The sequence below is a fragment of the Sutcliffiella sp. NPDC057660 genome (assembly GCF_042800035.1).
Lineage (GTDB): Bacteria > Bacillota > Bacilli > Bacillales > Bacillaceae_I > Sutcliffiella_A.
In genome coordinates this window covers 173,173-185,650 of the sequence record NZ_JBHVHV010000004.1, presented here as the reverse complement: position 1 = coordinate 185,650, position 12,478 = coordinate 173,173, and the positions used below count along the sequence as shown (strand labels likewise).

General features: G+C 38.9%; 12 protein-coding genes and 1 pseudogene. 9 read left to right on the top strand and 4 right to left on the bottom strand.

Annotated elements, in window-relative coordinates:
- Positions 1-387: 387 nt before the first annotated feature.
- Positions 388-639, top strand: coding sequence for an AbrB/MazE/SpoVT family DNA-binding domain-containing protein (locus tag ACFVAD_RS05565; protein ID WP_386636949.1), 252 nt, complete (start codon positions 388-390; stop codon positions 637-639).
- Positions 640-1,304: 665 nt separating this feature from the next.
- Here ACFVAD_RS05565 and ACFVAD_RS05560 read toward each other — a convergent pair.
- A complete protein-coding gene (locus tag ACFVAD_RS05560) occupies positions 1,305-1,589 on the bottom strand; it encodes a four-helix bundle copper-binding protein (RefSeq protein WP_386637143.1) in 285 nt (94 codons plus the stop codon).
- Positions 1,590-2,273: 684 nt separating this feature from the next.
- Here ACFVAD_RS05560 and ACFVAD_RS05555 point away from each other — a divergent pair.
- The 4 genes and pseudogenes from ACFVAD_RS05555 to ACFVAD_RS05540 form a co-directional block, all read left to right on the top strand.
- Positions 2,274-3,008 (top strand): urease accessory protein UreH domain-containing protein, encoded by a 735-nt coding sequence (locus ACFVAD_RS05555; RefSeq protein ID WP_386636947.1) that lies wholly within the window; start codon positions 2,274-2,276, stop codon positions 3,006-3,008.
- Positions 3,009-3,091: 83 nt separating this feature from the next.
- Positions 3,092-4,042, top strand: a complete 951-nt coding sequence (locus ACFVAD_RS05550) for a metal ABC transporter solute-binding protein, Zn/Mn family (protein WP_386636945.1) — start codon at positions 3,092-3,094, stop codon at positions 4,040-4,042.
- Between the two features lie 381 nt (positions 4,043-4,423).
- On the top strand, positions 4,424-5,356 hold the full coding sequence (locus ACFVAD_RS05545) for a DUF6161 domain-containing protein (RefSeq protein WP_386636943.1): 933 nt from the start codon (positions 4,424-4,426) through the stop codon (positions 5,354-5,356).
- Positions 5,357-5,391: 35 nt separating this feature from the next.
- Positions 5,392-6,027, top strand: a pseudogene (locus tag ACFVAD_RS05540) (SpoVR family protein); the annotation flags it as partial.
- 93 nt (positions 6,028-6,120) lie between these two features.
- Here the strand turns inward: ACFVAD_RS05540 and ACFVAD_RS05535 are convergent.
- Together ACFVAD_RS05535 and ACFVAD_RS05530 are read right to left on the bottom strand one after the other, a co-directional pair.
- Positions 6,121-6,372, bottom strand: coding sequence for a group-specific protein (locus ACFVAD_RS05535; RefSeq protein WP_386637141.1), 252 nt, complete (start codon positions 6,370-6,372; stop codon positions 6,121-6,123).
- A 216-nt stretch (positions 6,373-6,588) separates the two neighbouring features.
- Complete coding sequence (locus ACFVAD_RS05530) at positions 6,589-7,170, bottom strand: MEDS domain-containing protein (protein ID WP_386636941.1); 582 nt, start codon at positions 7,168-7,170, stop codon at positions 6,589-6,591.
- A gap of 351 nt (positions 7,171-7,521) precedes the next feature.
- Here ACFVAD_RS05530 and ACFVAD_RS05525 point away from each other — a divergent pair, with 351 nt between their 5' ends.
- Genes ACFVAD_RS05525 through ACFVAD_RS05515 form a run of 3 tightly spaced genes read left to right on the top strand, consistent with a single transcriptional unit; the run spans position 7,522 to position 11,069 of the window.
- Positions 7,522-8,277 (top strand): DeoR/GlpR family DNA-binding transcription regulator, encoded by a 756-nt coding sequence (locus ACFVAD_RS05525; protein ID WP_386636939.1) that lies wholly within the window; start codon positions 7,522-7,524, stop codon positions 8,275-8,277.
- Positions 8,274-9,185, top strand: coding sequence for a 1-phosphofructokinase (gene pfkB, locus ACFVAD_RS05520; protein ID WP_386636937.1), 912 nt, complete (start codon positions 8,274-8,276; stop codon positions 9,183-9,185). Before ACFVAD_RS05525 ends, pfkB begins: the two co-directional genes overlap by 4 nt.
- A 15-nt stretch (positions 9,186-9,200) precedes the next feature.
- Positions 9,201-11,069: a PTS fructose transporter subunit IIABC gene (locus tag ACFVAD_RS05515; RefSeq protein ID WP_386636935.1), complete on the top strand. Its 1,869-nt coding sequence runs from the start codon at positions 9,201-9,203 to the stop codon at positions 11,067-11,069.
- Positions 11,070-11,121: 52 nt separating this feature from the next.
- On the opposite strand, the gene ACFVAD_RS05510 is transcribed toward ACFVAD_RS05515, so the two are convergent.
- On the bottom strand, positions 11,122-11,757 hold the full coding sequence (locus ACFVAD_RS05510) for an adenine nucleotide alpha hydrolase family protein (RefSeq protein WP_386636933.1): 636 nt from the start codon (positions 11,755-11,757) through the stop codon (positions 11,122-11,124).
- Between the two features lie 150 nt (positions 11,758-11,907).
- On the opposite strand from ACFVAD_RS05510, the gene ACFVAD_RS05505 reads away from it, so the two are divergent.
- Positions 11,908-12,348 carry a ferritin-like domain-containing protein gene (locus tag ACFVAD_RS05505; RefSeq protein WP_386637139.1) on the top strand — a complete coding sequence of 147 codons (441 nt, stop codon included), beginning with the start codon at positions 11,908-11,910 and terminating at the stop codon, positions 12,346-12,348.
- The last annotated feature ends 130 nt before the right edge of the window (positions 12,349-12,478 follow it).

Here is a 12,478-nt window from a genome sequence, read left to right as displayed (position 1 = left end):
TACTGAGACTTCAGAGACAATGCTTAGAGCAACTCCAATCTTTAAATTATTGTTAATTGAAAATATTCGCAGCATCATAATTGTGCTTATTAGAACTTTTATCGTAAAAAGTGCTTCCCGTTCATTATAACCAATTTTTATAATCGTAAGTTTCCCCCATAATGATGCGATTAGCACCGATTATAGAGGTGTTTTTTTCATGAAAAACTCAGTTCATTAATGAACTGAGTTAAAAGGTTATTCCATTAAAGCTCTCCAGATTCTTGAATAACTCATAGATGACTACCTGTTAAGCTTACTTTTTATTTTGATCTTCCGTTACCATTTTTTTACAAAGAGCATTTGGGTTATAATCGTTAGAACAATTATATCGAGGATGTGATATAGATGGAACAATTCGAAAGGAAAGTTACTAAGATAGGAAATAGATTAGGAATTACTATTCCAATTGAATTACTTAAACAAGTTGGTTTATCTCAGGGAGATGATGTCCAAGTTGAGGTTAAAGACGGTAAGGTTATTATTAGAAAAAAGGAACAGCTAGCCCTTCCTGAGGGTGTTGATGCAGAATTCATGGATATTTTAAATGATGTACTGAAAGAACATGACAAGGCATTTAAAGGTTTAGTGAACAGATAATGGATGAGATTGTCTATCTAACTACTAACCAAAATTATCGCTTTTAATACTGTTCAAATTAGATTATACTCTCCAGATGAGCCATTGGGAGTAAAGGACCCAACCTTACTTGATTCGACTATTAACCGACCAAGACAATCTGTATTTGGTAGTAAGACTTATCCAACCATTTACGAAAAAGCAGTTGCACTTTTTGAATTAATTGTCAAGAACCAATCTATTCATAATGCTAAAAAAAGCACTGCCTTAGCATCATTGATTATTTTCTAAAGATTAATCATCTTCGTTGGACTATGGGAATTGAACAAGAACAAGATTTTACCGTTGATCTACTTAATCATCTATATTCTTTTGAAGAAATTGTATCAGCAATTCAAGACAATACTAAAAATATAAATCCACCCTCTAATTTATGTTGAGGATGGATTTTTTCTGTACTAAGAAAAAAATGTTATTCAACTCTTGTTAGTTGAACAAGAAATAAGTGTTGAAGACTATTCCAAAATTTTTTAAGGTGCAGTTCGGAGAAATTCATCTATAAATTCCATAATTAGCCCATAATCAACAATCCAAAAAAAAAAAAATGGGGATAAACATTGCTTTAACAAAAAAATTAGCAGGCTAATTCTAAGCAAATTAGCCTGCTATTTCTAATGCAATTTACATTATGCAGTAATCATTCTTCTGCAAGCTTCTGCACATCGAAAACATGCATCCGCACACATTTGGCAATGTTCGTGGGTGTGCTTACTACATTCTTCTCCACAGGCTGCACATATTTCGGCACATAACCTGCAGATTTCTTCCTTGAATGGGCTGTCTGATTGAATAGCTTTCGCTGCAAGACTACAAGTATCTGCACATACGCGATCTAGTCGGATACAGGTAGCCATCATCTTCACGTCATCCTCATTTAAACAAGCATTAAAACAAAAATTACAGGCTTCCATACAGGCCAAGCAGGCGTCCAAACATTCTTGATATTCATTTTTAATTAACAATGGAAAAACTCCTTTCAAGATTTATTAAACATTAATGGTGTACCCAGCCAGCTAACTTCTTAATACTTAAAAATAAAAATCCTTATAATCTGCACAGTATAGTAAAACTACAGCATACATGACCCACCATTATTTGCATAAGTATGTCAGAGGGGAGGGGGAAGCGATGCATGTATTTTATTTGTATATTCTATTAACATTGATTATGGAGATAGTGATAATTCTAGTACTGTCAAGAATACTGAAGAAACAGTTGCCTTCCATGGGAATGGTTTTATCCATGACTTATCCAATGACCATAAGTTTAATAGTTGGATTGACATTTGGCGTGATGTACTAAGGTGACTTATTAAGTTCCACAATAATTGCTGTCAGTTAAAAACAATGGAAAGTAGTCATCATTATTTAACGGGAGCTTTGCATTTGCACGCTCTTGCAAATAGTCAAAATGAGATTCGTTTCACCCCTCTTGAAGCAGGAGATCTTGAATTTTAACGGTTCCAGGTCATAGGGAAGCTGTGATGGTAGGAAAGTAATTTTACAAATAAATGAATAAGTGACTTCCTTCATGAAATCTGCACATTTTTATCTTACAATTAAGATAAAAAATAGTATGAAATGGTGTGTGGTTTGATGTACGAAATGATGAATGGGATAACAAACTCCATAACAGTCCCACTTTCAAATGTTGCGAGTTCATTTAAAGAGGTTACACTTTTATATGCCTTTTTGTTAGGTATTGTGGGATCGATGGTTCCTTGCCAATTGACTGGGAATATTGGAGCACTAACCCTTTTCGGAAAAAAGTCGCTTGATAAACAAGTCGCTTGGTGGGATGTCATATTATTCACTTTAGGTAAAATTGTTGCCTTTACATCTCTTGGGCTTCTAATTTGGTTATTTGGTCGAGAAATTCAGTCTTCACTGACCCTTTATTTTCCATGGATACGGAAATTGACTGGACCGCTATTGATTGTGGTAGGGCTATTTTTATTAGGAAATTTAAAAATGAATTGGTACCTCCCTATAGTTAAAATTGCTGGTGAAAATATTAAGTCAAGAAAATGGGGATCTTTCTTGTTGGGCTTCAGTTTTTCCTTAGGATTTTGTCCGACCATGTTCGTCCTATTCTTTTTAAGCCTTATGCCGGTTGCATTAACAGAATCATATGGCATGGTTCTTCCTTCCGTATTTGCGATAGGAACTACGGTCCCAATATTCATATTTATGTTTCTGATATGGTTTTTCGAAGCTGGTGGCATGGTGATGAAGAAAGGAAAACGAGTGGGAAGTACTATCCAGAAAGTTGCAGGTGCCTTTTTAGTTGTTTTAGGGATATTGGATACTTTAACTTATTGGACCATTTAAAGATTGAGTTTATGGTCCAGTAGAAATATTTCATAAATCGTAATGATTACTTTTGGAAATACATCATTCAGAGGAGTAATGTCATGTATATGAGAATAAAATTTTTTATGATATTTCTTATCATTATCATTTTAATTAGTGGCTGTATTTCAGATCAATCAATAAATGAAGATAAGGAATACAAACAACTTACAATATTTACAACGATTTATCCATTAGAGTATTTTACAAAAAGAATTGGCGGCAGTGTGGTTTCCATTGAGAACATAGTACCTCCTGGCTCCGATGCACACTCCATTGATCTATCACCTAGTGAAATGGTGAAAGTGGCAAAAGGAGAAGCATTTATTTATTCAGGTACTGGTTTAGAAGGTTTTGCCCAGTCAATTATTGAATCTCTAGAGGGTGAACAGGTGATGATTGTTAATGCAACGGAAAATATTACGCTACTAGAAAGCTCCGTAAGAGATCAACATAGCGATGATGAAAATAACCATAAAAACGAAGAACGTGAACTGGACCCTCATTTTTGGCTAGACCCAATACGTTCAATGAAAGTAGCTGGCAATATCAAAAAATCACTTGTAGAGTTATATCCAGAAGAAAAAGAGGTTTTTGAGGCAAACTTTATTTCTTTGAAAAGGGATTTAGAAAAGCTGGATGCAGAATTCAATGAAATGATAAAAAGTGCCGAAAAAAAGAAATTTATTGTATCCCATTCAGCTTATGGATATTGGGAGGAAAGATATGGTCTAGAGCAAATTGGAATCAGTGGAATAACACCTAGTGATGAGCCTTCTCAACAACAGTTGATTGGAATCATTAACTTGATGGGAAAAGAAGGGCTTACGCATTTATTTTTCGAGGAAAATTTGAATAGTAAAGTTGCAAAAAATGTCCAAATTGAAACTGGATCAAGTCCACTATTCTTGCATAATTTAGAGTCGCTTTCTGAACAGAATCGTGATGCGAATGAAGATTATTTATCAATAATGAAAAGGAACCTAGACGCATTAAGTGAAGGTTTGAATTGAATCAAGCAAATTTTTTCTATCGCAGCATTGATTGTAATAATAAATAGTATAAGATTATTAAGGCAAAAATAAGGAAAGGGACTTCCTTCCTTATTTTTGTCTTAGTTATAAGATTGTTATATGAAAAGAGGAATTAGCTATGGAGGCAAATGAATTAAATGTTCTAAGGAATTTATTTTTTCTTGTGAGGGTTTCATTCCCATTTGCATCAAAACCTTGATATATCAACGTTTATTCAACTTTTTCAATCACTTTTTCTGTTAAGAAAAATATACCAAATTATCAAGTTATAATTGTCCACCTTCAAAACTCACATTTAAGTTTCAACAAGCTAAGGTATCAATTGATCATGCTATAAATATGGTAAGGAACAGAAATTGGGTGAATATATATTCGGAAACTTATATAGCTAAGTTTATTAAAGAGCGTTACAATATTAATCCTACTCAAGCTGATGCTGCTATTGACTATTTTTTAATTGGACAAGGGTACAGTAATAACATAAGTAATAAAGAATATCTTAATGGGATAATCCACTGTTTTATATGGGATGAGCAAAACAATGGATTAAAGAGAAAACTTCATGCTCCAAAGCAGGCTTTACTTCAACTTAAAGAAACATTCTCTAAAGACCGTGATGAACTTTATGGTGATTTTAAAAATAAATCAAAGGAAGTCCAGGATAAGTTTATTTCCTTTGAGAATGAAATACTGCAGTGGAAAAATGAAATAGTAGCTACAACTGAAAAGTTTGTAGAAGAGAAAGAAAGCGAATTAATAAGTGTTATTAATGAAAAAAACAAAGTATTATCTGATATGGAGACTTTATACAAAGAAAAGCTAAGATTAGAAGGTCCAGCTACTTATTGGGAAAGCTTATATGAGCATTATCAGCAGCGTGGGGATCAATGGAGAAAATGGGCGATTGGAACTTCAATACTTTTTTCAGCAATATTAATATGCTTACTATACTTTAATCCAATTGCACTTTTTCCAAATGGAGCATTTACAGTCAACTCATTAAAAGCAACAATTATTTTTGCAATTATCTCTTCTATTGCCATTTACTTGATCAGATTATTTGTTTTGCTCGCTACAAGTGCTTATCATTTGGCGAGAGATGCTAAAGAAAGATTTCAATTAACCTATGTGTATCTTTCACTTATTCAAGAAAAAGGTGTAAGTGAAGCTGATCGGACCATAATATTGCAGTCATTATTTAGTAGAGCGGATACTGGGCTATTAAAAGGAGATTCAGGTCCAACAATACCAGATGGAACATTGTCTCAATTGATAAAGAACATTCAAAAATAGGAATATCCTCTATGGTGAAATAAAATCCTTAGAAGAACGAAGGCTGGGCTTCCTACTGGCACCAACGCATTCTCCGTGAAATGGAACTCACAAGCGGGGAAGCCCTTGAATATGCCAAACTGAATGCTGGCGTCGTGCAGCCATCCCGAACAAGCATCAATCCTTATTATCTTGGTATCAAAATCTTTGAAGACATTGAAGAGCGTTACAACAATCCTACAGAAGAGATGAAGCGCGATGGCATCAAGCCTGGCTCCGGACGTGAAAGAATGTTTGAAGTGCGGGAAGTGGAATCCGACATTTCGTTCCTGCGCAATTACCTGAACAAAGACCTCGTCATGCGTGAGGATATGTACCTGTTCCAGAAGCAGGGCAAGGACTATAAGATTGTTGACAAGGCTTGGGAACAGGTGCGTGACCAGCTGGTAAACATGAGGGTGAATGGGGGATTCCCGTATATCACCGTCAATGACGGCGATTACCTCCGTGCAGGGGAGCTTTACCTCAAGCACTGGTTTGAGGGGATTGAATTGGATCTCAAATATCTGGAAAAGGTGCTGCCATATATTCATCAGATCTGGGGCAGACCGGTGCATATGGAGTCGGTGATCGAGACGAAGAATGTATTGTTTACCTATGATGGGAAGAGTGTGCATCGGAAATATATTTGAACGTGAAAACCCGGGGGTGTCCTCGGGTTTTTTGTATTTTTTAAAAAATTATCCCCTCCATCACATGCGATGGAGGGGATAATTAATAGCTCCTTACTTCGCCAACATCCTGGTTTCAATTTTCTTATTGAATAGCAGCGAATGCGCGTTGCTCACTTTGTTTTCCAGATATTCAAGGGAATAGTGGCCGGAAGGATCCGTGACATCGACCACAGCTCTGGATAGATTATCAATGACAAGATTCAAAAGCTCCACATTCCGCTCCTCTTGAGTTCTGTTCACTTCATCCATAATCTCCTGGGCCAGATACTGTACTTTCCTTAAACGCATCCCACTCGAATTCATAGACAAGTTACTCCTCCTTTTTACTTGTTTTTACAAAAGTATATGTTGCACATCAACATTCTTGCCAACAAAGTCAGCTAGTTAAAAATATATGCAAGGAAAAATAATAATTGACACTGATTATCATTATCGCATTTGGAGCCAAGAGGAGAATAAGCTGACTCTGGTTCGTGTTTTTTCACCATGAAAAAAAGCCGATTGTTATTCCGGCTCTTATTACATGTTGTTTTTATCGATATCAGAATTGCGATAAGAAGGGGAAACAACAAATTCATCATCTGTCATTACATAGTTATGTACCTTTTCCAAAGTCGTATCCAATTCAGGGGTTAAGGCTTTTAGCGAATAGGCGCAGACCGAAAGCAAGTGCTCCTTTAAAACGTAATCGTCTGCAATCGACTCGAATTTTCTAACCAGTTCCGCATCCGGATTGTTAGAGCACCATTCCACCTGGGCCCAAGTACGAATGGGCTGCTTTGCATTTTTCATTATGGACAGGTCCATTTGAAAGTGTGTAAGGATGGTCTTTGTATGAAAGTCTCCGTTTAAAAGGTAATAGTTGAAATTATTGACGATATGGACCATGGATACTTCCTCTGGCGTGCAGAGTTTTTCTAGTCTGGCTTTGATTTTTGGAATGTTCTTCATGCTGTCGATAACAAGAATCTGCTGTTTATTCTCCATGCCTGAACGAATAAAGCCCATTAGATGATCCAGGTAAACTTCCTCATCCTGAAAGCGATAATAAACATGCCCCTCCAATAGGTTTTGTAGGGCAGTGGTAGTATATAGGGCCATGACTCCCACCTCCATAGAGAAATGTATCTTTCAATTTATTATTAATGGAAATGTAAACTTCCGTTTCTAACAGTGGCATCCTAATTGTTTCATATTCTTATTACTTTCATTATAACACTTGAAAGAGGGAAATATATTATTTCCTCTCGATATGTAAGTATTAGATGATGATGTGGACATAAGAGCGGAAAGTCTGCGGATATAAAGTCTTTTCATATATGTGGGACACTGGACCTGTCCCTAAGTGATTTGATTGTTTTTGGAGGTTATTGAATGTTTTTGATTGATTTTTGAAAGGGCTTGCATTAAAATGAAGGTACTTACTTAAGTACTATAAAAAAGGTGATGTTTATGTTAACTCCAGAGAGACAGCAGAAAATTATAGATTTGGTATTACAGAATGAAATAGTGAAATTACAGGAATTAGTTGATATAACAGGGGCTTCGGAGTCGACCATCCGTCGCGATCTTAGCCAGCTGGAAGAGGAAAACAAATTAAAGCGCGTGCATGGCGGTGCAGCAAAGCTTCATCAAAAAGGTGAGGAACCAAGCATTCTGGAAAAATCCTCGATTAACCTGGATGCCAAAACGATCATTGCCGGTGCTGCGGCAGGGCTTGTAAAGGATGGAGATTGCATTTTTCTTGATGCAGGTACCACCACCTACCAAATGATTCCGTTCTTGGCGGGCAAAAGGATCATTGTTGTGACCAACGGTTTTGCCCATATCCAATCACTGATGGATAAAGGTATTTCCACATACATTGTTGGTGGTTTCATGAAAAATAAAACGGGGGCCATCATTGGAAGAAAGGCGACAGAAAGCTTGGAAGCCTACAATTTTGACAAAGCATTCATTGGTGCAAATGGCGTTCATCTAAAGAGCGGCTATACAACACCAGATCCGGAAGAGGCGGCTGTAAAGAGCCTTGCGATGAAGTTGGCACAGGCGGCTTATGTACTGGCAGATGAATCAAAAATCAATGAAGTGACCTTTTCAAAAGTCGGGGCATTAAAAGAAGCGGTTATTATCACCAATCACATGGATCCAGACTTGATTCCTGCATATGAAGAAAAAACGACAATTATGGTGGTGACCAACAAATGATTTATACCATAACTTTAAACCCTTCGATTGATTACGTGATGGAGGTTGCGGATTTCAAGGAAGGATCAGTCAATCGCGCCGAACACACCATGTATTACCCCGGCGGAAAAGGGATTAATGTCTCGAGGGTGCTGAAGCGGATGGGTGCTGATACAACAATACTTGGATTTACAGCAGGATTTACCGGCACTTTTATAAAAGAGAAATTAATAGAGGAGCAGGTCGCGGTAAAATTGATTGAGGTGGAGGGAACCTCGCGTATCAATGTGAAATTGAAGGCAGGGGCGGAAACAGAAATCAATGGAACAGGACCTATTGTTGATGAAGTAGCAGCAGACCGTCTTATCAGCCAATTGGATGCCTTGCAACCCACAGATTTCGTCGTGATAGCCGGGAGTGTTCCTGGAACGGTGCCACCTACGATCTATCAAACAATTGTAGAAAAGTGCAAAAAGCATGAAGCCAATGTGGTGATAGATACTGGTGGTGCATTGCTGAAGGATCTGCTCGTTGAACGGCCTTTTCTTATAAAGCCGAATCACCATGAATTGGGAGACCTTTTTGGGGTAACTATTCAGAAGAAGGAAGAAGTCGTGGAATATGCAAGAAAAATTTATGAACAAGGTGTGCAGAATATCATCGTTTCGATGGCAGGAGAAGGCGCCCTTCTTTATTCCAGCGAAGGGGTTTATATTGCTAAAGCTCCAAAAGGGAACGTGAAAAATTCGGTTGGAGCAGGGGATTCCCTGGTAGCAGGATTCCTTGCTGGCTACGAAAAATATGCCAATATCGAGGAAGCACTGAGATATGGAATTGCTTCAGGAAGCGCAACGGCATTTTCCCATGACCTTTGTAAGAAGGAAGAAGTGGAAAAACTATTAAAGCAAGTAGAGATAGATAAATTATAGAAAGGGGAGTTCATAATGAAAATTACTGATCTATTGACAAAAGAAACGATTTCCCTGCGACTGAAGGGAAGCTCCAAGGACAGTGTCATCCGTGAGTTGGTGGATACGCTAGACCAGGCAGGCAAGCTTTCGGATAAAAAGGGATATGAAGAAGCGATCCTGGCACGGGAAGCACAAAGTACAACAGGAATAGGGGAGGGCATTGCCATTCCCCATGCAAAAACAAAAGCGGTTAAAACTCCCGCAATTGCATTTGGTGTTTCGGATGCAGGAATCGACTATGAGTCCCTGGACGGCCAACCAAGTCATCTGTTCTTTATGATAGCTGCAAGTGAAGGTGCAAACAATGCCCATTTGGAAACACTATCACGTCTTTCTTCCATGCTGATGGATACCGATTTTCGTGCTGGGCTTTTGAGTGCTGCATCGAAAGAAGAGGTTATCAGTTTAATAGATAATAAAGAAAAAGAATTGTTCGAAGAGGAAGAAGTGGTGGAAATAGCCGAAACTAAAGGGATGATACTGGCTGTTACAGCGTGTCCAACAGGAATTGCCCACACGTATATGGCAGCTGACGCCTTAAAACAGAAGGCGAAAGAACTCGGATTGAACGTGAAGGTGGAAACAAACGGTTCCAGCGGAGTCAAAAACGAATTGACAAAGGAAGATATTGAATCTGCTGCGGGAATAATTGTGGCAGCTGATAAGCATGTCGACATGGAGCGGTTCCATGGAAAGAAAATCATCCAGGTTCCTGTTGCACAGGCAATCCGCAAGCCGGAAGAGCTGCTCACAAAAGCGAGCAGAGGGGAAGGAACAACTTATTCCGGAACTGGAAAAGCGGAGTCAGGTTCCGAGGAGAAGAAGGGGCGTTCCGGCTTCTACAAGCATCTGATGAACGGGGTTTCCAACATGCTTCCGTTTGTTGTGGGTGGAGGTATTTTGATTGCCATCTCCTTCATGTTCGGGATTGAAGCGGCTAACCCGGACGATCCGAGCTATCATTGGTTTGCTGAAGCACTGTCCACAATTGGCGGAGGGAACGCCTTTGGTTTGATGATTCCTGTATTGGCAGGTTTTATTGCGATGAGTATTGCTGACAGACCTGGTCTTGCTGCCGGTATGGTAGGGGGATTGATGGCTTCAACCGGTGGAGCAGGGTTCCTCGGTGGTATCATCGCGGGGTTCTTGGCAGGTTACATTATCATTGGTTTGAAAAAAGCATTGAATGTCCTTCCTTCTTCGTTGGAAGGAATCAAACCGGTGCTGTTGTATCCTTTATTCGGGATTTTCTTTACCGGAATGATCATGCTTCAGGTTGTTGCTCCGTTAAAAGCTTTCAATGAAGGTCTGACAACATGGTTAGGCGGATTGGGCTCAGGAAATCTAATCTTCCTTGGCCTGCTTTTGGGAGCAATGATGGCCATTGATATGGGTGGTCCTATCAATAAAGCGGCATTCACATTCGGTATTGCGATGATTGACGCAGGTAACTATGCGCCGCATGCTGCGATCATGGCAGCGGGAATGGTACCGCCACTTGGATTGGCAATTTCGACCACCCTATTCAAAAATAAATTCAACAAGCAGGAACGTGAAGCGGGGAAAACGTGCTATGTAATGGGAGCGACCTTCATTACAGAAGGAGCAATCCCATTTGCTGCAGCTGACCCGATGAGGGTAATTCCTTCTGTTGTAGCTGGTTCAGCGATTGCTGGTGCATTGACGATGCTATTCGGTATAGGTTTGCCTGCCCCTCATGGAGGAGTTTTTGTCATCCCGATCATTACGGGGAGTATTCTACTTTACATTTTGGCTATATTAATTGGTGCATTTGTAACCGCTGTGATGGTTGGCTTATTGAAAAAGAAAGCAACCGTCTAATCAATGAAAGACCGTCCCGAACATATGGGACGGTCTTTTTCAATGGCCAATCTTAATCAACAGCGATGGTGTCGCTTTCCACCGTACCATCCCTTACTTTCAGTACAGTATGTTCTTCGTTTTTTGTGATGACGAAGAAGCCGTTCAGGAAGTCAGTGGATGCTTCTTTGTAAAAGACCCCATTGAGTGCATCCGGAAGGTTGGAGTCAAAGACAAGCTGGTAATCCTTCGATTTTTTCACAAGCTGCGCTTTTATGCCTCGATCATAGTCCACGCCTTGCACCACTGCTTCGCGTCCGACTTCCACAACATGAATGTCGATGCCCTCGACAATTTGGAAAATCTCATTAATAAGGGAGTTCTTCATCATCATTTCGAATTTGGATTGTACAGGCTGCCCTAAAATAATCTGGGTAATGCCCTTTCTATTGGATACATCTGCGACGATAGAAGAAACCTTTTTTCCGTTGGAAGATTCTACAAGCATAGTGGCTTGATACTTTACTGCGATGGTCTGAAAAAGTTGTTTGGTGCGAATATGATTCAGGTCCAATTCATCTTTTTCAACAGAGCATACATAGAGTACGTAGCAGTCCCCACCAAATGCATCAGCAAGGATCTTCCCTCTTTGAACCAATTTTTCAACGTTATTAGGATTGCTCACACAAACCAAAATGTTCTCCTTCATCCTTTCACCTCTCCAAGAATAAATATATTTATTTCTACCATTATACTAAAAATGGTAGAAAATGTTGAATAGTCAAAAATTTAAAAGGAATGATTGTGCTTCCCTTTCATAAAATGAGAAGAGTATAACATTTTGAAGGGAATGGAAGAGTTGAACAACTACTATTATCCTTATTACACAAGAGCCCCACAGGATGAGAGCCTGATCAATAACATTGCTAAAGCCATAAATGGGGAATACAGTGCTGTCCAGTGCTATGAACAGCTTGCTAAGCTGGCGCCTTCAGCCGAGGTCAGAGATCAGATTTTGGAAATCAGAAAAGATGAGATAAGGCATCTGAATACGTTCTCACAAATCTATCAATCTTTGACAGGCAAGCAGCCAACTCCACAAATCAGCGAGGAATGCCCGGATAACTTCAAGGAGGGAATACTAGCTGCATTCAAAGATGAACAAAAAGCCGTGGATTCCTATTTGGATATTGCAGATTCCACACAAAACCCCTATATAAGAAGAGTGTTTAAAAGGGCAGCTGCGGATGAACAGAATCATGCTGTCTGGTTTTTGTATTATATGATGGAAAACAGATGAAAGATGGACAGTCCCTGGGCTGTCCTATTTTTTTGTGCTAAGAAAATCTAAAACAGTTTGCATAAATAAAAGGATTATCTATATTTTAAACGAATTATAGGACAGAGTTGATTTTATCAAGCATACAATT